General features: G+C 68.7%; 17 protein-coding genes and 1 pseudogene. 7 read left to right on the top strand and 11 right to left on the bottom strand.

The annotated features are described in order from the left end of the window. Positions 1-561 precede the first annotated feature (561 nt). Entirely contained in the window at positions 562-1,467 is a 906-nt protein-coding gene (locus BM228_RS33640) for a hypothetical protein (RefSeq protein ID WP_167367686.1), read from the top strand. Between the two features lie 435 nt (positions 1,468-1,902). Further along, positions 1,903-3,129 carry a hypothetical protein gene (locus BM228_RS06935; protein ID WP_092038455.1) on the top strand — a complete coding sequence of 409 codons (1,227 nt, stop codon included), beginning with the start codon at positions 1,903-1,905 and terminating at the stop codon, positions 3,127-3,129. Positions 3,130-3,589: 460 nt separating this feature from the next. On the opposite strand, the gene BM228_RS35805 is transcribed toward BM228_RS06935, so the two are convergent. Next, on the bottom strand, positions 3,590-3,724 hold the full coding sequence (locus BM228_RS35805; RefSeq protein WP_280142318.1) for a hypothetical protein: 135 nt from the start codon (positions 3,722-3,724) through the stop codon (positions 3,590-3,592). Between the two features lie 594 nt (positions 3,725-4,318). On the opposite strand from BM228_RS35805, the pseudogene BM228_RS06940 reads away from it, so the two are divergent. Then, positions 4,319-5,740, top strand: a pseudogene (locus tag BM228_RS06940) (ComEC/Rec2 family competence protein); the annotation flags it as partial. Here BM228_RS06940 and lexA read toward each other — a convergent pair. After that, positions 5,734-6,456 carry a transcriptional repressor LexA gene (gene lexA, locus BM228_RS06945; protein WP_092038457.1) on the bottom strand — a complete coding sequence of 241 codons (723 nt, stop codon included), beginning with the start codon at positions 6,454-6,456 and terminating at the stop codon, positions 5,734-5,736. The pseudogene BM228_RS06940 and the gene lexA overlap by 7 nt on opposite strands. A gap of 297 nt (positions 6,457-6,753) precedes the next feature. Between lexA and BM228_RS06950 the strand changes: the two genes are divergently transcribed. After that, positions 6,754-7,350, top strand: a complete 597-nt coding sequence (locus tag BM228_RS06950) for a biliverdin-producing heme oxygenase (RefSeq protein WP_092038459.1) — start codon at positions 6,754-6,756, stop codon at positions 7,348-7,350. An 89-nt stretch (positions 7,351-7,439) separates the two neighbouring features. Next, positions 7,440-7,895 carry a hypothetical protein gene (locus BM228_RS06955; protein ID WP_092038460.1) on the top strand — a complete coding sequence of 152 codons (456 nt, stop codon included), beginning with the start codon at positions 7,440-7,442 and terminating at the stop codon, positions 7,893-7,895. 25 nt (positions 7,896-7,920) lie between these two features. Here the strand turns inward: BM228_RS06955 and BM228_RS06960 are convergent, their stop codons facing one another. After that, positions 7,921-8,136: a hypothetical protein gene (locus BM228_RS06960; RefSeq protein WP_092038462.1), complete on the bottom strand. Its 216-nt coding sequence runs from the start codon at positions 8,134-8,136 to the stop codon at positions 7,921-7,923. A gap of 84 nt (positions 8,137-8,220) precedes the next feature. Between BM228_RS06960 and BM228_RS06965 the strand changes: the two genes are divergently transcribed. Beyond that, positions 8,221-9,465: an NRAMP family divalent metal transporter gene (locus tag BM228_RS06965; RefSeq protein WP_208611995.1), complete on the top strand. Its 1,245-nt coding sequence runs from the start codon at positions 8,221-8,223 to the stop codon at positions 9,463-9,465. A 66-nt stretch (positions 9,466-9,531) separates the two neighbouring features. Further along, on the top strand, positions 9,532-10,071 hold the full coding sequence (gene fae / locus BM228_RS06970; protein ID WP_092038463.1) for a formaldehyde-activating enzyme: 540 nt from the start codon (positions 9,532-9,534) through the stop codon (positions 10,069-10,071). On the opposite strand, the gene BM228_RS06975 is transcribed toward fae, so the two are convergent. The 8 genes from BM228_RS06975 to BM228_RS07015 all read right to left on the bottom strand — a co-directional run bounded on the left by BM228_RS06975 (position 10,072) and on the right by BM228_RS07015 (position 20,462). After that, positions 10,072-10,692 (bottom strand): Uma2 family endonuclease, encoded by a 621-nt coding sequence (locus BM228_RS06975; protein ID WP_092038465.1) that lies wholly within the window; start codon positions 10,690-10,692, stop codon positions 10,072-10,074. Between the two features lie 63 nt (positions 10,693-10,755). Then, entirely contained in the window at positions 10,756-11,220 is a 465-nt protein-coding gene (locus BM228_RS06980; protein ID WP_092038466.1) for a hypothetical protein, read from the bottom strand. Between the two features lie 82 nt (positions 11,221-11,302). Continuing rightward, a complete protein-coding gene (locus BM228_RS06985) occupies positions 11,303-11,752 on the bottom strand; it encodes a response regulator (protein WP_092038468.1) in 450 nt (149 codons plus the stop codon). Next, positions 11,749-12,870, bottom strand: coding sequence for a histidine kinase dimerization/phosphoacceptor domain -containing protein (locus tag BM228_RS06990; RefSeq protein WP_092038469.1), 1,122 nt, complete (start codon positions 12,868-12,870; stop codon positions 11,749-11,751). Before BM228_RS06990 ends, BM228_RS06985 begins: the two co-directional genes overlap by 4 nt. A gap of 404 nt (positions 12,871-13,274) precedes the next feature. Next, complete coding sequence (locus BM228_RS06995; RefSeq protein WP_092038471.1) at positions 13,275-13,760, bottom strand: response regulator; 486 nt, start codon at positions 13,758-13,760, stop codon at positions 13,275-13,277. 1,068 nt (positions 13,761-14,828) lie between these two features. Beyond that, the gene (locus BM228_RS07005; RefSeq protein WP_092038474.1) at positions 14,829-18,119 is read right to left on the bottom strand and encodes an error-prone DNA polymerase; all 3,291 of its coding nucleotides are present in this window, start codon (positions 18,117-18,119) and stop codon (positions 14,829-14,831) included. Continuing rightward, entirely contained in the window at positions 18,116-19,744 is a 1,629-nt protein-coding gene (locus BM228_RS07010) for a DNA polymerase Y family protein (protein ID WP_244537052.1), read from the bottom strand. Before BM228_RS07010 ends, BM228_RS07005 begins: the two co-directional genes overlap by 4 nt. Then, positions 19,671-20,462 (bottom strand): ImuA family protein, encoded by a 792-nt coding sequence (locus BM228_RS07015; RefSeq protein ID WP_092038476.1) that lies wholly within the window; start codon positions 20,460-20,462, stop codon positions 19,671-19,673. Before BM228_RS07015 ends, BM228_RS07010 begins: the two co-directional genes overlap by 74 nt. Positions 20,463-20,679: the final 217 nt, after the last annotated feature.

Below are 20,679 nucleotides of genomic sequence, written 5' to 3' on the forward strand. Positions count from 1 at the left end.
GGCGATCGTCGCGCTGTCGGCCCGCGGGCGAGATCGTCATCTAGGCCATTGAGCGATCCTGACATGCCGACTTGGCATGCGGAGCAGGTTAACATGCGTCCGTCGCACCGAACGATTCGGCGATCCGGCCGTTTCGGCGCTTTTTCGGCAACGCCTATGGGATGACCCCCATGGCTAGTGTGCGGATGGATCCGTAAGTGCTCGGACGACGATTTGGCGGACACGAGAATCAGTGGGACCGTTTCGGTTCGACTCATCGGAGCCCGCCCAATGTTTACAGCGCTCGCTAGAATTCTGGGCCTGACGAAGCCCGTTCCCGCCCCGGCTGTCAGGGAGCCTATACCGCCGTTGAAGCGGCCCGGTCCCGCCGCGGGCGAGGTCAAGGTCGAGCGTCCCGTGACCGGGGATGCCAACCATTTGGCGGCAGAGGAGGTGGGGCAGAAGCGTGAGCCAGCCATGGCCGTCATGCATACGCATGCCGTCCAAACGACGCCGCCGGTGGCAGCGTCGCCAGGGCTCCCGCCCGTGGACCCGGATAAGCCCGCCCCTGCGGCGAACGACATGACGCACGATACGTCGAGCCCGCGACAGCGGTATGGCGTTGAAGCCCGCGGTCTGGAGCCGGACGGGAGGGCTACGTCGTATGTTGGACTCGACGCCGATCATCCGGACTATGTCGCGTACCCACCCGACCAGGGATATTTCGGCCTTGACCCTGTTCATTTTCCCGCACCTCCGGGCGATCTGGAAGGCAGAATTCGAGACGCCGATCCTTTGGTCTGCAGGGGCGTGGAAAACCAAGTTGGGCTCGCATTCCCTACGGACACGGCGCACGCCGGCGCTGATGCCACGCCCGTCAAAATCGCGCTCTGCCCGAGCATTCCACCGGATGAGGCAACGACTTGCGACCATTCCACTGAAGCGCTCAGGAAGGATAACGGCGCGTGGCCTTGCGTAGCTGGCCCATTAATCTCGGTTCTCGACCCGTCCGGCACGTCGAATCAATCTTCGCCACTTTTCCTGGACTTCGACATTCGGCCGGAAGCCAGCTTCCTTCGCGCGAGCCGACCGGCCAGGAAAGCGACGCGGATCCCTCCGCGGATCGCTGACCGGCCTCAAGTGGATGAGTGGAGCGGCGACGAACTCTTGACCCTACCCGAGGCGGCATCCCTCTTCTGGCCGGCCGGCCCGATCACGACGAACATTTTGCGCATCGCCGTTCGCGACGGGACGCTGACGACTACGAAGGTGGCGGGCCAGCATTTCGTGACGCTCGCGGCGATCCGCCGGATGGGTCTCCAAACGGGTGGTGCGGAAGAGGCCGACCCGTACGAGGTCCCGGCGAACGCGGCCTTAGTAGTCAAGCATGCCGAGGCTCAGAAGCTTGGTGGAGTGCGCGCGCCGAAACCGCGCGCGAGCAAAAGGTCTATCGCACCTGCCACCCTCAGTGGCCGAACGGAGCAGTAAGCGGCGGACACGGGGCCGTTTGACTTAGCGGGTTTACGCCCCACGCTCGCCTTTTTGAATTCCGGTACGCATGCCGACACAGGCGGGGCACTGTAGGATCGCGAGTCCAAGCCGATAACTCGTTCTTCTCCCGGTCAAGCGAGGGATTGCCCCGAAAAAATTTTGCACCCCTCAGAACGTCATTAGAGCCCCGCCTAGCGATCCAACCCATCAATCGGCAGATTCAATCGGTGACCGAAAACTCGACCATCAAGCGAGCCTGAAACCACCGCTCCTGAGCCCAAAGTAGAGAGTACGCCCCTTACCCATACAAGGTCCGAAGGACCAAGTACTCGTATAGTCGTTCCGCTCTAGACAGCAGCATCCCTGAGGCGGACCCTCCCTCCGCGACCGCCGGTGTGGTGCCCGGTGCCGTGATCCTTCGGGCAGGGACAGATGCAGCACGACGAACCGGCGCGGGATCGCGCCCTCGACTTCCGGTGGGGCATCCCCGACGGGATCGTATTCGCGTCCGGAATGCCGGACACCTCCGAAAAGCGGTACGACCACGCTCGGCGATCAATTGTCGCCGCCGCCTGCATCGCCGCCTTGGAGCAGCCCGGTGCGTGGGTGAGCTACAGCCGCCGCAAGGCGTTCTACGCCGGCCAAGGCCGGTACCAGGGGACGGCCTACACCTACGACCGGGTGCTCACCGCCGTCGGCGAGCTCGTCGGCCTCGGCCTATTGGAAGAGGTGCGAGCCCACCCCGGCGACCACCTCACAACGGGCCGCCAGTCGCGGATCCGCGCGTCGCCGTCCTTGCTGGCCGCCTATCGCGATGCGCCCTTCGTGTACAACCCGCGACCCTGCGCGCTACTCCTTAAGGACGAGGCCGGCGACCTCGTCCGCTACACCGACACCAGGCAGACCCGACGCCTCGCGGCTGAGCTCGACCGGGTCAACGCGCACCTCGGGCAAGTTCGCATCAGCATGCCGACCGGGGAGGGCTGGGAACATGTCGGGCGCGTCGTCCGGGCCCGGCACGATGGTCGTGGCACGTGGACCGGCGTCACGCCAACACCGCGCCCTGAAGTCTACAGGGTGTTCGGCCGCGGTCGTTGGGACCGGCACGGCAGGCTCTACGGGTGGTGGCAGAACCTCCCCAAGGGTCGGCGCAGGGAACTCCTCATCAACGGCGAGGTCTCGGTGGAGCCGGACTTCGCCACCCTCCACCCGCGGATCCTGTACGCAGCCCGGGGACACCGGTTGACGCACGATCCCTACGAGACCGGCACGCACCCCAGGGCCGAGGGGAAGCTCGCCCTGAACGTAGCCCTCAACGCCAAGACCATGACGGCCGCCGCCTCGGCCCTGATGTTCCGGGATGGGTGGGGGCACACCTGGGGGTACACCCACGGCCTCCTCAAGGCGGTGGTGAAGCGGAACGCCCCCATCGCGAAGGACATCGGCGCTGACCGGGGGGTGCGCTGCATGGCCGTCGATAGCGCCATTGCGGTGGACGTTATCAAGGCATGCGAGAAGGCGTCGGTGTGCGTCCTGCCCGTCCACGACAGCTTCATCGTCCCGTCGTCTCAGGGAGCGTGGATGGAGGCTAAGATGGAGGAAATCCTCTCCAACGTTCTCGGCGCTATAACTCGCTCTCCTGCCTCAATAATCGGGTGATTGGTTCCACATATGGAGGCCCCCCCGGGGCCCCGTCGGGGCTCCGCCTCTCTTCTCCTACTTCGGGAGGCTGGCTCTACCTCTGAGGGGGTGAAGCGCGGCGGCCCTTACAATGTGCCCTGGTACGGAGACGTGGTTCTACCACAGGGGGTGAGGCGCGATGGCCCTGCGGGGCGCCCTGGACGCGGGGGACGGGGCTCTACCTATCGGGGTTGAGGTGCGACGGCCCTGCGGGGCGCCCTGGGGTAGTATCGCGCACTCCATCCGTGTACTTTCCTAACGTTCCGCCTGGGACCGATGCACCACATCGTGAACCCCTCGCCTCCTGACGGTGGTGGGGGGTTCTGCTGCCCGGGGGTAGGTCACCGCCACCCGTGACGTGGATGTTAGAACGCTTCCAGGCTTATCCTGCGGGTATGGGCGAGGGGCTCGGCGTCTCCGTCTGGAGCGACATTTACGATTACGGGGCGCAGTGCCAGGGCGCCATCCTGTCCGAAGCCTCGCCGGACCGCTTCCGCAGTGCCCGCACCTTCACGGCTTCCGAGATCGCCAAGGCGGCCTCCCAGGGTGCCATCCGTGCCGTCGACCAGGTCATGTCGAACCCCTCTCCTCGGATGCGACGCGCCTATTTTTTTCTACAAGTGCGCCCTGCATCAGAACGGGAATATGATCCGAGCCCAGGTCGACGTCACCCCGAACCAAAAGACGGTCATGAAGTACGCCATGGGGTGTGGCCGGCATCGGCGTGTCCCAGATCTAGGACGGGCGTGGGCCATTGACTTCGCAGGACGCGAAGGGCGGAGACATCCATCGCCCCCGCTCTGCTTGGATCCTGGTCAAAGCACGGGCTGTGGCGGCGGAAGTGGTTGGGATGTAGGCCGACGGCCACGCCCTGCTTACGGTGGTGCGCCACGAAACTAACGCGGGTACCACCATTGATGGGGGCCCGTGCACCGGTGGTGGTCGGACCCAGGACGTGCCGGTGACCGCCCCCCGCGGGGGACCACCGAGCGGGTCTGTTCCTTAACATGCCCATTCAATAGACGTTTCACGACAAGGCAGATTGTCCGCCGTCGCGACAGCCGTTCATCCTGGGTCAATTCGGAGGTTGTCGCCAGTATGAAGCGTTTTCCCAATGGCGGTCACGGTCCCCGTCCAAAAGGTACACCGGTTGCAAACCAACCTTCCACACGATGTCTCCATCTCCGGCCTCCACATGGTGCTGGCCGCCGGCGTGGTCTTTTGGCTGGTGCGGGCATTGCTCGCCCTCGTGCCGTTCTGCGCCCTCGTCTGGCCGATCAAAAAGATCGCCGCCGGCTTCGCGATGCTGGGCGTCACCGCCTATTGCGCCTTCTCGGGCTGGGACATCGCCGCCGAGCGCTCGCTGATCATGACCCTGATCATGCTGGGCGCGATCCTGGTCGACCGGCCGGCCCTGTCGATGCGCAACCTCGCGCTCGCCGCCCTGATCGCCCTGGCCCGGGAGCCGGAGGGTCTGCTCGGGCCGAGCTTCCAGATGTCGTTCGGGGCGGTGGCCGGGCTGATCGCCTGCGCGCGGCTGATCGACGGGCGGCTGTTCCGGCGCCCGGGGGCGGGGCGGATCGAGCGGCTCGTCGGCACCGGGCTCTCGGCCGTGATCGGCACCCTGGCGACCACGCTGGTGGCGCAGATCGCCACCGCGCCGTTCGCCACCTACCATTTCCAGACGATCCAGCCGTTCGGGCTGATCGGCAACGCCCTGACCCTGCCGCTGGTCTCCCTGGTGGTGATGCCCTCGGCGGTGATCGGGATCCTGGCCTATCCCTTCGCCCTCGACCGGCCAATCTGGTGGCTGATGGGGCAGGCGGTGGGCGGCATGCTGGCGATCTCCGAATGGATCGCCGGCTTCGATCGCGCCACCCTGGTTCTGCCGGCCTTCGGCACCGGCGCACTGACGCTGCTGGCGGCCGGGCTGCTCCTGGCGACGCTCCCGGTCTCGCGGCTGCGCTGGCTCGCCCTGCCGCCGGCCCTGCTCGGGCTCGGCCTCGCTGCGATGCCGGAGCGCTTCGACCTTTACATCGACCGCCAGGGCGGCGGCGCGGCGATCCGCGGGCCGGACGGTGTTTTGTCAGCGCTGGGCAGTCCCTCGGCCTTCGTGCTGGAGCAGTGGCTGAAGGCGGATGGCGACGGGCGCCCGGCCAAGGCGGTCATCGGCGGCGCCTCGAAGGGCGGACAATGCGACAGGCTCGGCTGCACCGCGCGCCTGCCGGATGGCCGCGCCGTCGCCCTGGTCCGCGACCGGCGCGCCTTCGCGGAGGATTGTGCCCGTGCGGCAGTCCTGATCACGCGGCTCGCCGCGCCGCCGGGCTGCACGGGGCCGCTGGTCATCGACCGGCGCGTCCTCGCCACCCGCGGGGCCGTCGCCCTCAGGGTCGAGCGCGACGGCTTCACGCTACGCGACACCCATGGCGACGGACGCTCGGTACCATGGCGGCCATCGCCTGCAGCCCGAGCATCGACGGTACAGCGCCCGGAGGCACCGGCCAGTTCAGTCGAGTCGATCCCCGCGGAGTCCGACTCAAACGGCGCCGATGCCGTGCCCGGCGACGCCCCGGCCGCGCCGCTTCAGTAGCGGCGGACGAGGCTGACGAGCCGGCCCTGGATCTGGACCCGGTCGGGACCTAGCACGCGGGTCTCGTAGGCCGGGTTGGCAGCCTCCAGGGCGATCGAGGAGCCGCGGCGGCGCAGGCGCTTTAGCGTGGCCTCCTCGTCGTCGATCAGCGCCACGATGATGTCGCCGGTATTGGCTGTGTCCTGCTTGCGGATCACCACGAGGTCGCCGTCGAGGATGCCGGCATCGACCATCGAGTCGCCCCGCACTTCGAGGGCGTAATGCTCGCCGCCGGCCAAAAAGTCCGGCGACATGGTGATGGCGTGGCTCTGGTTCTGGATCGCCGAGACCGGCGTACCGGCTGCGATCCGGCCCATCACGGGGATCGAGATGGCGCGCCCGCCATCGTCGATCATCCGGGTGGTCGTGGGCTGGACCGGCGGCAGCTTGGACTTGCCGCCCTCGACCACGCTCGGGGTGAAGCGGCGCGGCTCCGCGGGCGGGGCGGCGGGCTGGGACAGGCTCTCGGGGATGCGGATCACCTCGATGGCCCGCGCCCGGTTCGGCAGGCGCCGGAGGAAGCCGCGCTCCTCCAGGGCCGTGATCAGCCGGTGGATGCCCGATTTGGACTTGAGATCGAGGGCGTCCTTCATCTCGTCGAACGAGGGAGGGACACCGCATTCCTGCATGCGGCTCTGGATGAAACGCAGGAGATCCAGCTGCTTGCGCGTGAGCATCGACGGGGACTCGCGGCTTGGCGGACCGCATCGACGCGGCCTCGGAAACAAATCACGAACAGGTTAAACGTTCCGCAAGTGTTCCGCAAGCCTGATCCGGCCAAGCTTGATGGGCCGAGACGCCCTGTCGCGCAAGCCTGCCCAGTCTGCCGGTCGGCCTCACGGTGACCTGAATCGCATCGGATGGTCCGGACGCTATGACGGTGCGTGCCGGACGGCGAGGTCCCGACTTCGACCTGAGCAGAATAGGCCTCGACCGCCTCGGATGGTCGAGTGCCCCATCAAGATATGGGTCACATGGACGTTTCAGCATCCGATACGGTCGAGTCGGGCAGCCGCGTGAAGCGCCTGCGGTCTGCGACCGCGGCGGCCCATGATCAGCTCGACCGGCGCGTCATGGCGGGAGAACCCTTCGCGAGCCTCGCGCGGTACGCGCTGTTCCTTCAGGTCCAATACCGATTCCATACACGCGTCGATCCGCTCTATCGCGACGGCGCGCTCGGACCCGTCCTGCCCGATCTGGACGGACGGCGCCGTCTCGCCCTGATCGCGCAGGATCTGCGCGACGTGACCGGCCGAGTCGCAGATGAGCCCAAGGAGCGGGGGGACGCGATCGATCCCGTGGCCGGGCTCGGCTGGCTCTACGTCGCGGAGGGCTCAAATCTCGGCGCGGCCATCCTGCTCAAGGAGGCCCGGAAGCTGGGCCTCTCGGAAGGCCACGGCGCCCGCCACCTCGCCGGGCATCCGGACGGCCGCGGGCTGCACTGGCGGCAATTCACCGCCGCGCTCGACCGGATCGCGCTTCCAGGCGATGGCGAGGCGCGCGCCGCCGCCGGGGCGACGGAGGCGTTTCGGTACGTGCACCGGCTCGTCGGGGACGCGTTCGGGGGCTGAGCGCCGTTCGACGCGACAAACGCATTGACTGGTCAAGCGGGGCCGTTTCAATGCGCCACGGGGCTGGAACTGGGCTTGGGATGACGAGGATGCGACGGCGCGCGGCTCTGCTGCCCATCGGCTTGGCTGGCTTCGGCTTGGCTTTGGCCGGCTGCACCACCGGGTTCTCGTATATCTCGCGGAACTACGTCGCCCTCACTCCGCAGGTGGTCACCATCGGCTGCAAGGAGCCCTACGAGGTCTACGACAACCGACAGCTGCGCCGGATGCTGATCGTCTCCAACGCCCTGCGCGAATATGCCGGCTGCAATCTCAGCGAGGTGCGGATCGATCCCGATCCGGCGGCGAGCCGGGTGAAGCGGTTCCGCACCGCCGCCCGCGCCTATCTCGACGAGACCGTGCGGGAGGATTGCCGGATCACCGGCGAGACCGTGTTCGATCCGCAGAAGAGCGAGTTCGCCTATGCCTGCGACGCGCCGATCGAGAAGCGGGGCACGGTGGTGCCGCGCCTGCCCGGCCGCCATCCGGGCCTGAACCAGCAGTAATCCTTTTCTAGAATCCGAGGGCCGGTCAGGTCCCGGGCTTCGGGAAGGTGCGCTCGGCGGCATCTCCGGCCGCCGCCAGCAGGGCGCGGGCGAAGGCGCGGGCCTCCGACCGGTCCAGCACGATCGCCGCCGTGACCGGGCTGCCGCCGAGATCGGCGAGGGCGAGTTCCAACCGAACCCCGTCCGGGACGGCGCTCGCCTGAAGGCTCCAGCCGCCTCCGCGATCCGTACTTTTGGCCATCACGACTCCTTCCAACCTGCCAGACCTGAGAAAACGCCGCAGGTTCCCGCCGGAACGGCCCGCGCCCGCCACTGTTCCGATGCGGTGCCGCACGCCGCTTCCCTGCCTCGCCTGTCCACCTTGCTCAAGACCGCGGGCCCCGGCATCGTGGTGATGCTCGCCGATACGGATGTCGGCAGCCTCATTACGGCGGCTCAGAGCGGCGCCCGCTGGGGCTACTCGCTGCTGCTGCTGCAGATCCTGCTCGTGCCGATCCTGTACATCGTCCAGGAGCTGACGGTCCGCCTAGGGACGGCGACCGGCCGCGGCCATGGGGAGCTGATCCGCGCGCATTACGGGCCGGTCTGGGCCTGGATCTCGTATGCCGGCCTCGTGGTCGCCGGGATCGGGGCGATCGTCACCGAGTTCTCCGGCATTGCCGGCATCGGCGACCTGTTCGCGGTGCCGCGTCTCGTCAGTCTCGGACTCCCCGCCGCCCTGCTTCTTGGGCTGGTGTTCACCGGGAGCTACCGGCGCGTCGAGGTGGTGGCGATCGCGGTCGGGCTGTTCGAGCTCGTCTTCATCGGGCTCGCCATCGCGGCCCGGCCGAACCCCGGCGACATCGTCGCCTCCTTTGCCCACATACCCCTCGGCGACAGCTCCTACCGGGTGCTGATCGCCGCCAATATCGGCGCGGTGATCATGCCGTGGATGATCTTCTACCAGCAATCGGCGATCGTCGACAAAGGCCTCGGCTGGGACCATGCCCGGAATGCGCGGCTCGACACGTTCGTGGGGGCCGTGATCTCGCAATGCGTGATGGGTGCGATCCTGATCGCGGCCGCCGCGACGATCGGTCAGGCCGGGCAGGGCAGCAAAAACGGCCTCGAGACGGTCGGAGACCTCGCGGGCGCCTTCACGCCGGCGCTCGGCCCCTGGCTCGGGCAGGTGGTGTTCGGGGTCGGCATCGTCGCCGCGGCCTTCGTGGCCCTCAACGTCGTCGCGCTGGCGCTCGCCTGGGGCTTCGGTGACGTCACCGGCCGACCGCATTCCCTCGAACAATCGCCCCGCGAGGCGCCGGCCTTCTATGGCACCTTCGCCCTGGTCGTCGTGGCGGGGGCGGTCACCGTGCAGCTGGTGACGAATCTCGTCGCGCTCAACATCGCCGTGGAGGTGATGAACGCGCTGCTGCTGCCGCTGGCGCTGGGCCTCCTGATCCTGCTCGCCACCCGGGCCCTGCCGGAGGAAAAGCGTGTGCGGGGCGCCTACAAATGGGTGGTCTACGGCGTGTCCGGCCTGACCGTGGCGTTCGCCATGGTCGGCGTGCTCGACGGGGTCGGCCTGCTCTGAACCGATTGACGCCGCCGCCTCGATGATGTCTCCCCCGGGCGACCTGACATCGGGGAGTCGCGACACATGCAAGAGATCTGGTTCCGCACGGGCGAGGCCACGGTGCTGGCAGCCGACGGGCAATACACCGACGCGATGCCCGAGGTGCTGATCGGCTCGGTGCGCGGGCCGGTGGGTCAGGCCTTCGCGTCGATGATGGGGCAGGTCCAGGGCCACACCCGCATGTTCGTGGTGCGCGACCTCAACCAGCTGGTACGCCCGGCCACGATGATGACCACCAAGGCGACGATCCACACGGCCGAGTATGTCGAGCTGCTCGGCGGAATCGTCCAGGCCGCCACCGGCGACGCGATCGTGGATTGCATCATCGAGGGCGTGCTGCCCAAGGACGGGCTCGACGAGCTGTGCATGATCATCATGATCTGGCTCGACCCGCGCTGCGCCGAGGACGACAACCTCGACCGCAAGGACCTGTACCGGACCAATTACGAGGCGACGAAGCTCGCCATCGCCCGCGCCCTCAAGGGCGAGCCCACCGTGGACGAGCTGATCGCCAACCGGAAGACCGTGAAGCACTACGCGCTCGAGGACGTGATCGAGTATTGATCAGCGCCGCGCCCGCGCCAGCGTGGTGCGGGCGTAGACATCGCCCAGCCGGCAATCGAGCCCGGCCGAGGCGATGACGAGCCGGTCGTCTGGGTCGGTTAGCCGGCGATGGACCCAAGCGGATCCGGACCGCTCCGAGAGGGTGGCATCGAAGGCGCGCTGCTCGACGAGCAGCACCGCCTCGCAGGTCGGCAGGGCTTCGTAACCGCAGAGCTTGATCGCGATCTTTGGACTCTTCGTGCCGGCGGGCTTGCGTCGGTCGCTCGGGGACAGGATCTCGACCGCGAGAAAGCAGGCCGACACCACATTGCGGCCCGGCTCGACCTCGTCGGCGTCGATGACCGCGACGTCCGGGACATAGACATGTCCTTCGAGCGTCGGCCTCAGATCGATAGCCGGGTTCTGCACGGAAATGCGGCCGAGGCGCAGGCGCTCGATTCCGTCGGTCAGCAAGCGGTCCAGGTTGCCGGCGATGATCTGGTGATCGATGTTCGGCTGGGCCCGCATGAGGAAGCGTCCCGCGACGAGTTCCCACTTTTCCTCGTCGGGCCGCGCGGCGACGAAATCCTGGAAGCTCTGGTGGAGATCGAGCGGTGCGAGTTCCGCTGCCGAGGCCGTCATGACGGACTCCGTCCGGGTGATGATGCCAAGATCGGACCGGCCGACGCACCGGTCAAGCGACGCTCATTGCGGCGGGATGCGGCCCACCGAGCAGAGGGTGCGCATCGTGCTGCTGCCGGGGTCGGTGTAGCAGGAGGCCGACCAGCCGTTCTGTTGGATGAACGACTTGCGGCGCTCCGACAGGGCGGTCCGGTAGGCGTCGGCGATGATCGGCTCGACCCGCGCGGCCGGCTCGCCGACCAAGAGCTCGGAGGCGGCGGCGAGATCGCGGAAAAACGCCGCCGAGGGGCTCGGCTCGGCGGAGGTGGCCTGCACGATCGGCTCCGCCCGGCAGGTCACGTCGAACCGGATCGGGCCGGCCAGGCGGATGTCGATGCTCGGCCCGGAGCGCTTGCCGACCTTGCCGCCGATCGCCCCGGCGATCTGGCGCGCGAGGTCGTCGCACGGCTCCGCCCGGGCGACACCCGGCAGGAGAAGCAGGCCCGCGAGGGCGAGGAAGAGCGGGCGGCGAACGGCGAAAATCGGCATGGCCAGCACTCTACGCATGGCGTTCAGCCTGTTCCAGAGCGCACGCCGCCGAAGTGGACGCCGCTCCGACACAAGCGAGACGTCAGAGCCGCATCTGGGCGAAGCTCTTGAGCAGGGCCGGTGCAATACGCATCCCCGCCGGCACCAGTTCGGCCGGGGGCGGCCGGCGGACGCAATCCTCGAGATAGGCCAGGGATTCTTCCAGCACCGCGCCGGTGAACGGCTTGGCGATCACCGCCGTGGCGCCCTCCAGGTCGTCCGAGAGGCTCCGGGCATTGGCGGTCATGAACGCGGCCGTGATGCCGCCGATGGCGCGCACCGCATGGGCCACGTCCACACCCGAGGACTCGTCGCCGAGGCGCAGGTCGATCAGCACCAGCTCCGGCCGGGTCTCGTGGACCAGGGCGATGGCCTCGGCCGCATTCATGGCGGTGCCCACGACCCGGTAGCCGGCCTCTTCCAGCATCATCTCGATCTGCATCAGGATCAGCGCCTCGTCCTCCACGACGAGGATCCGCATCGGCTCGCTCATGTGGCCTCCGGGGTGGCAGCCATCTCGCGGGGCAAGCGGACATTGACGATCGTGCCCGGGTCGTTCGCCTGCCAGGCGATGCTGGCACTGAGCTGGCGACAGAGCGTGCCGATCAGCCGCTTGCCGAAGGAGCGCTGCTCCATGACCTGAACGGGCATGCCGACGCCGTCATCGGCGATCTTGATGGTGAAGTAGCGGTCGTCCGGGGCCACCGTCACGGAGAGGCGGCCGGCGCGGTCGTCCGGGAAGGCGTGCTTGAGCGCGTTGGTGATCAGCTCGTTCATCATCAGGGCCACGGGCGGGGCCTTGGCGACCGGGACCTCCACGGTCTCGAGGTCGAGATGCAGGCGGATGCGGTCGAGGCCCGAGCCGCGCACCAGATCGGTGGCGAGGTCGCGGGCGAACTCGGCGACATCGAAGCGCTCGACATTGTTGGACTGGTAGAGCCGGCGGTGGACCGTGCCGAGGGCCTCGACGCGGGTCAGCATCGCCTCCATGGCGGTGCGCGCGGCCGGGTCAGTGATCGCCTTGGTCTGCATGGCGAGTAGGGCCGCGATCATCTGGAGGTTGTTCTTGACCCGATGATCGACCTCGTGGACCAGCATGGTCTGGGTGGCCAGGGCCTCGGTCAAGTCCCGGGTCCGGCGGGCGACCTCGGCCTCGAAATGGTCCTTCTCCTGCTGGACCCGCAGATGCGCGTCCACCCGGTCGGAGACGTCGAGCTGCGAGGCGAAGAAGAACAGCACCTCGCCGGCCTCGTTGGCGACCGGGCTGAGATACAGGGCGTTCCAGAACGACGAGCCGTCCTTGCGGTAGTTCAGCAGGTCGATGGCGATGTCCCGCTGCGCCTCCACGGCCTCGCGGATCAGCGCCACGGCGCCGCGATCGGTGTGCTCGCCCTGGAGGAAGCGGCAATTGCGGCCGAGCACGTCCGCGCGCTCGTAGCCGCTCATCCGCAGGAACGCGTCGTTGGCGAAGACGATCGGGTTGTCGGGCAGGCGCGGGTTGGTGATGATCATGGCCATCCGCGTGGCGCGGACAGCGGCGGCGAAAGGATCGCCCTTTCCCGGTGCGGTATCCAGCCGGTCTGTCAGATGCCAAGCGTCGGGTTGTTCCATCGAACCTGCTCTTCCGTGCCCGGCGTTCGTCACCTCCGGCAATCGGCTCAGGCCTGCGGGCTCGCAGACCGGGACCTAAACGGCCGATTCCTGCGAAGGGTTCAGGGGCGGTGCATTTTGGCGCGTTAATCCGGCAGACAGGATGACGCACCCGGACACGCGCCATCGTCCCCACCCGCCGATGGCGCCGGGGCATGGCCCAAGAAGACCCAGCACGAGGGACGCGGGACCCCGTGGGGACCCGAATGTCGGCCAAGGACGCATGCACCGCCCCATCCCCGAGGCCGCCGGGGCCCCCAAGAGCGCCACCGGATCGCTCCCGGAGCATCGGAGGAGGCCAATGAGCTCGAAGCAGGAACCCTATCGAGGGAGGACGTGCAGATTGGCTGTCATGAAGGGAGAGGTCACGTCTTGTCCGGCTCGGTCGCGGGACCGGCAACGGCTCCCACACCGTTGCCTAGATTAGCGCCCCTGTGAGGCGGCACTCCACTCGGCAAGACGGGAGCGGTTGATGGCTCGTCCTGTTCCTTTGCGAGGCCGGCTTTCACCTCTTGGATGAGGTCTGCAAAGACGTATGGCTTGCTGAGCAGGCGTGTGCCCGGCGGCAACGCGCGCTGCAGATCCGCTCCGGCCCCCGAGGTGACGAGAATGCCGACATCGGGCCAACGGTGGTGAACGAGGTGTGCGAGGGCAACACCATCCCCCACGATGCCCCGCCCCGTGATCAGCATGCGCACGGTCACCGACCCTTGAAGCACCGCCAGTGCCTCAGTGGCCGTGCTGACCTCTATGGTCTGAAAACCAACATCCGCCAGCATGTCGGCTGTGACCATACGGACGAGTTCGTCGGCCTCCGCGATGAGGACGGCTAAAAGCCTGCTGTCAGACACAGACGGGCTCCACGCGTTCAGGGCGGGAGCGCTCGCTGCGCTCAGATTCCGCCGACCGGGACCGAAGCCGGTGATGGCCCCTTCCACGCCACATGGTGGTCGGACGCGACAACCCGGGTTTGCGGCAGCCCGCCACCGACAGCGTGTGCCCGGTCCCCCGCATGGTGTGGTCGCAAGGGAGGCGGTCGTCGGCAATCACACATCGATACCCTGGTGACCGTCAGCCGTCTCTGAACGCAAAATCTTGCTGACGAAAGCGAACACCGCCTCTCGGCTCGCAGGGCTTCGGATCGCGAGCCACATTTGGATCAGTTGCGTGGTGTCCTTCCCCGTGTCCGCACGAGCCTCCTCAAGGAAGCGGTCGGGTGTGCAGCCAAGCGCTTGCGCTAACCGTGCGAGCGTCGCGACATGGGGGGTATCATGTTCCGTGGCGAGGCCAGTGGGCGTCGGCATGTCCATCGAGAGACCGAAGTTATAGGATGACTGTCTGTCTAATATCGCACTTTTACACTGTATTCGAAGCCGCGCAACAGTAATAATTTTACATTTAATGCGATAAATTCGCATAACGTAGATGATTTACATCGCTTGTATTTCATTTCTAGAGCGAGCGACATGGATAAAAAATCCGATGCGGCTGTTATTGTCGATTTGTTTCGAGCCACGCACGCTTCATCGATAGAAAATATACAAGGACTATAAAGACTCTAAGCCAAATATATCTATTCATCCCACGGTTATATAATATAGTTCGCATTATCATTTCTGATTAGCGAGCATTTTGGCAAAAATATCAAATATATCTCACATGGATATTGCGAAAAATAGGCCCGTGAAATTTTCAAAGACGGAACGCCCGTTCCGGGACGAAAGGTCAAGGCCCGGTTGCCGCCTCCAGCCAATCTTGGACGGCGGCTGGCAAATCACTGCTTTCAGCAAGCGCTGGCGGCATCGCGCACGAACGGCATGGTGCGTCGACAGGGGACGATACCAAGCGCCGGATTCCACCCTGTCAGCTGTGTGAGGGCGCGCGCATGAGCATGAATGGCGTGCCCCTCACGCAACCCCTCAGTGAAAATCCCGGCTCGGATACATCCGTCGGTCCGGGGGCGCGCCGAAATCCGTGGTCTCGGGAGGCAGCCGCATCCCAGCGGCACGCAGGTCGCGCAGGGACTCCGTGAGATCGCGAAAGCCCTCGGCAACCAGGTGGACGACGCCGCTCGCCCGCTGCACCCGGCCGCGCACGGCGAGGAACCGGGCCTGCATGGCGGCCCGGCGGTTGGCCTCGAACACCGCCTTCCAGATGATCACGTTGGCGATGCCGGTCTCGTCCTCCAGGGTCAGGAACACCACGCCCTTGGCGGTGCCCGGCCGCTGGCGGATCAGCACCAGGCCCGCCACCGTGACCCGGGCGCCCTGGGGCAGGGCCGGATCGCAATGGGCCCGGGCCGGGATCGCGCCGATCCGGGCGAGGCGGCCCCGGAAGAACGCGACCGGGTGCCCCTGGAGCGACAGGCCGGTGGCGGCGTAATCCTCGGCCACCGCTTCGGACAGGGGCAGGGCCGGCAAATCCACCTGCGGCTCGTGGCGGAACAGGCCGTCATCGGCGTGCCAGGCGAAGAGCGGCAGCGGCGCGTCGAGCAGGTGGCCGCGGCGCTCGGCTGCGTCCACCTTGGCGGCCTTGCGGGAGGAGGTGCCCTCGAGCGTGCGCACCATCCACAGGGCAGCACGCCGGTCGAGGCCGAGCGACCGGAAGGCGTCGGCCTCGGCCAGGCGCTCCAGGGCATTGCGGGGCAGCGCCAGCGCCGCCTGCAGCCCCTCGATGCTGGCATAGCCGTTGGCGCGCAGCCGGACGAGCCGGTGCATCGCCGCTTCGGGCAGGCCGCTCACCTGCCGCAGGCCGAGGCGGACCGCGTGCAGCCTGGGGTCTCCGGCCGGCTCCAGGGTGCAATCCCAGGCGCTGGCATTGACGCAGACGCCCCGCACCTCGACCCCGTGGGCGCGGGCGTCGCGCACCAGCTGGGCCGGCTGATAGAAGCCCATCGGCTGGGCGTTGAGGATCGCGGCCAGGAACACGTCCGGGTGGCGGCACTTTATCCAGGCCGAGGCGTAGACCAGGAGCGCGAAGCTCGCCGCGTGGCTCTCCGGAAAGCCGTAGGTGGAGAAGCCCTTGATCTGCGCGAAGCAGCGCTCTGCGAAATCCGCCGGGTAGCCGCGTCGGGTCATGCCGCCCACGAATTTTTGCTCGAAACCGCCGATCGAGCCGACATGCCGGAAGGTGGCCATCGCCCGGCGCAGCCCGTCGGCCTCGGCCGGAGTGAAGCCCGCCGCCGTGATGGCGATCTGCATCGCGTGTTCCTGGAACAGCGGCACGCCATAGGTCTTGTGCAGCACCGTGTGCAGCTCGTCCGCCGGCCCGTGATCCGGATGCGGTGCCGGATAGACCACCGGGTCGATCCCCGAGCGCCGCCGCAGGTAGGGATGGACCATGTCGCCCTGGATCGGGCCGGGGCGCACGATCGCCACCTGCACGACGAGGTCGTAGAACGCCTTCGGCTTGAGGCGCGGCAGCATCGACATCTGCGCCCGGCTCTCGACCTGGAACACGCCCACCGAATCGGCCTTTGCCAGCATCGCGTAGGTGTCGGGATCCTCCGGGGGCAGGTCGGCCAGGGTCTCGTAGAAGACGCCGTGGTCCCGTTCCAGAAAATCGAGGCCGCGCTTGAGGCAGGTCAGCATGCCGAGCGCCAGCACGTCGACCTTCATCAGGCCGATCGCGTCGATGTCGTCCTTGTCCCACTCGATGAAGGTGCGGTCCGCCATGGCGCCGTTGCCCACCGGCACGGTCTCGTCGAGGCGCCCGCGGGTCAGGATGAAGCCGCCGACATGCTGCGACAGGTGGCGGGGGAAGCCGATCAGCTGGTGCGCGAGATCGAGGGCCTGCCGGAGCATCGGGTTGTCGGGGTCGAGGCCGGCCTCGCGCACGTGCTTGTCCGGCACGTCCTTGCCCCAGGAGCCCCAGACCGTGTCGGCGATCGCCGCGGTCACGTCCTCGGTGAGCCCCAAGACCTTGCCGACCTCGCGGATCGCCATGCGCGGGCGGTAATGGATCACTGTGGCGCAGAGGGCGGCCCGGTCCCGGCCGTAGCGGTCGTAGAGGTGCTGGATCACCTCCTCGCGGCGCTCGTGCTCAAAATCGACGTCGATGTCGGGGGGCTCCCCCCGGTTCTCGGAGATGAACCGGGCGAACAGCAGCCGGTGCTTGGACGGGTCCACCGCGGTGATACCGAGGCAGAAGCACACGGCGGAATTGGCCGCCGAGCCGCGGCCCTGGCACAGGATCCCCTTGCTCCGGGCGAACTCGACCACGTCGAACAGGGTCAGGAAGTAGCGGGCGTATTCCATCTTCGCGATGAGCCGCAGCTCCTCATGGAGCGTCGCCTCGACTGCGGCCGGGATGGTGCCGGCATAGCGCCAGAGCGCCCGCTCCCAGGTCTTCTCCTCCAGATATTCCTGCGGCGTGCGCCCCGGCGGCACCGGCTCGTCGGGATATTCGTAGTGCAGTTGCGACAGGCAGAAGCTGCAGCTCTGCGCGATCTCGACCGTGCGGGCCAGCGCCTCCGGGTGGTCGGCGAACAGCCGGGCTATCTCGGAGGCCGGCTTCAGGTGGCGCTCGGCGTTAGCCTCCAGGCGGTAGCCGGCTTCCCCGATCCGGCAGCGCTCGCGAATGCAGGTCACCACGTCCTGGAGCGGGCGCCGTTCGGGATGGTGGTAGAGCGCGTCCGAGACCGCGACCATGGGCGCTCCGTAGGTCTCGCCCAGCTCGGCCAGGAGGCCGAGGCGTCGGCGCTCGTCGCCGCGCCGCGCGTGGCTCGCCCCGAGCCAGGTCCGGCCCGGGGCGGCCGCGGCCAGGGCTTCGAGCCGGCCCAGAAAACCGTCCGGGGGGCGCAGGCGCCGGCCCGGCGGCATCGCGATGAACATCTGGCCCTCGGCGGCTTCCAGCATCTCGGCAAAGGTGAAGCGGCATTCGCCCTTGCGGCTGCGCCGGTTGCCCCGGGTGAGCAGCAGGCAGAGGCGGCCCCAGGCCTGCCGGTCCACGGGATAGGTCACGGCCTCGAACCCGTCCTCGGTGACGAGGCGCACGCCCGGCAGGACGTGGATCTTCAACCCCTCCGCCTCCAGGGCCCGCGCCGCCGCATGCGCCCGCACCACCCCGGCCACGGTGTTGCGGTCGGCGATCCCGAGTGCCTTGAGCCCGTAGGCCGCCCCCTGCACGACGTATTCCTGCGGGTGCGAGGCGCCGCGTAAAAACGAAAAATTCGTGGTGAGGGCGAGTTCGGCATAAGCGGGATCGCTCACGCGAACACCCCGTGGACGAACCACGCGGCCGGACGGCCGGGGGCGTGCGGCCCGTCACGGTAGAGCCAGAGCCTCCGGCCGGCCTCGCACTCGACCCGGTAATAGTCCCGGGCCGCGCCCGGCGCGTGCCACCACTCGGCCGCGATCCGCTCCGGCCCCTCGGCATGGACGATCGCGTGGATCCGGGCGCGCCAGCGGAAGCGCCGGGGCGGCCCCTCGGGCACGGTGGACAACACGTCGAGGGCGGCCTCGCCCCGGGGGAACAGCACCAGGGGCCGGGGCGGCAGGTGGTCCGGCCAAGAGCTGGGCGCGCTGGTCCAGGGGGTGTCGGCCTCACACGAAGCCGATCGAGGCACGGCTCCCCTCTCCCGCACGGGAGAGGGAGCCTGTCGCGACCTGCGCGAGGCGCTGTCTGAACCTTGTAGCGTCCAGGGGAGGGTGTGGGCGGCCCGCTCCGGGATGTGGCTCGCCCGCGCCCCGAGGCGCAGGAGCGGCCGGCCGAGGCGCTGCGTCAGGGCGTCCGCGAGGGCGTCGATCCCGTCGCCCTGGGGCGCCGCGCCGAGCTCCGTCTGGCGGGCCGACAGGGCGCCGGTCACCGTGACGGTGAGCGTCACGGTCTCGAAGCCGAAGCCGGCATCGAGACCGGCGCCGAGGCGGTCGAGGCGCAGCGAGACCAGGGCGGCGACCCGCTCGGGGCAGCGCTCGGGCCGGGACAGGCCGAGATCGAGCACGCGCATCACCCCGTCGACCCGGTGCAGCACGAGGCGCAGGGCGCAGGCGCCGACCCCGTCCCGCTCAAGCCGGGGGGCGATCTCGGCCATCAGCAGCCGGGCGGTGACGACGATGTCCGATTGCCGGCCGATCGGGTCGAGGAAGCCCCGGGCGGCCCGGTACGCGGCCTCCTCGGTGAGCGGCGCCAGGGGCTCCGGCCGGCGGCCCATCGCCTGGTCGAGGCGTAGCAGCAGGGCCTCGCCGAAGCGGCGGGCCAGCGGCCCCCGGGCCAGCGCATCGACTTCGCCGACCCGGCGCAGGCCGAGCCGCCGCAGGCCCGAGACCGTGCCGGGATCGAGGCGCAGCGCCTCCACGGGCAGCGCCCGCAGCGCCGGTTCGGCCCCGCCGGGGGGTACGATCACCCGATCGGAGGCCCCGTAGCAGGCCAGCGCGAAGGCGCCGCCGGGGGTGTCGGCGAGCGCGATCCGGGCGGGGATGTTCGACCGCGCCAGGCGCCCGGCGAGGTCGTCCACGAGGGGGCCCTCGCCGCCGCGCAAATGGCTCGCCCCGGCAACGTCGATATAAAACCCGTCCGCGGCCTCGGCGGCCCCGAACGGCGCCACGACGGGGGCGTAGCCCTCCGCCCAGCGGCAGAGGCGCAGCAGCGCCGCCCGGTCGGAGTCGGGATCGGCGGGATAGACTTGGAGCGGCACGCCGATCCGCGCCCGGACCCGGCCCAGAGGCTCGCCGGGCCGCAGACCCAGGGCGCGGGCCTCCGGGTCGAGGGCGAGGAGGCGCAGGCCGCCGGGGCCCTCGGCCGCCACCGCGAGCGGGCCTCGGTCAGGCGCGAGACCGGCCCGCCGCAGCCGCGTCACGGGCCAGTGGCTCAGGCAGACGCAGACGATGCGCGGCATGGTCCCACTCCAGAAGCCAGTCGCCGCCGCGGCCGTTGCGGCAGCGCTCGAGCCGCGCCCGCCAGCGCGGGTTGTCCAGGGTGCCGAACCGGTCCCGGGCGGCCGGGGCCGAGGCGATCCGCCAGCGGGTGGCGGCGCCGTTGGGCAGCCCGGCCTCGGCGGAGCGCAGGATCAGCAGGAGCGGCGGCGCGGCCCCCTCTGCGCCCGCTTCCGCGGCGAGCTGCAGGCGCCGACCGGGCTTCAGCGGCAAGCCGTCCGCCAGGAGGCCAACCAGCACTGGCAGGGCGCGGGCGTGGAGCGCCGCTTCGAGCGCGCGAAACACCTCGGCGTCGCTTCCCGCCTCCAGCAGCAGCAGCCGGGCCGGATCGAGGCCGAGTCCGGCCAAGCCGTGACCATGGGGCAGGGGCTGGTTCGGCGCAGCGGCGATCAGCGCCGCGCCTTGCGTAAGGACGAGCTGGGCGGCACAGAGCGCCAGGACGAAACCCAGGGCCGCGACCGCGTCCGCGGGCTCCATCGGGGCGATCTCGTGCGGCGGCCCGAGGGCCAGGCCGCCGCCGGGCAGATGCGCGTCGATCGCCGTCAGGCCCAGCGGCAGGACCGAGCGCGCCGCCGCCGGGCCGCCCGGAGCCGCGAGGCGCGCCCGCAGGGCCGCCAGCCGCTCCCGGGGGCTGCCGGAGGCGGGGTCCCGCCCGGTCTGGTTCGCAGGGTCCAGCCCCATCTCCGCGTGCTCCGGTCATGCCGGACGATAAGAACATAACAGGAACATGTTCAAACCGATTTCGCACGGCACCTGAATCGGACGCCTGGACAGCGGCTTGGCCTGTGGATGGATGTGGACGCCTGTGGAATCGGCCGGGCCGCCCGCGACCAAAGCCACGGTTGACCGAGTCCGCGAGCCGAGACCACAAGTCGTGCGCCGCGCCTGACGCGGCCGA

This window comes from Methylobacterium pseudosasicola, from assembly GCF_900114535.1.
GTDB lineage: Bacteria > Pseudomonadota > Alphaproteobacteria > Rhizobiales > Beijerinckiaceae > Methylobacterium > Methylobacterium pseudosasicola.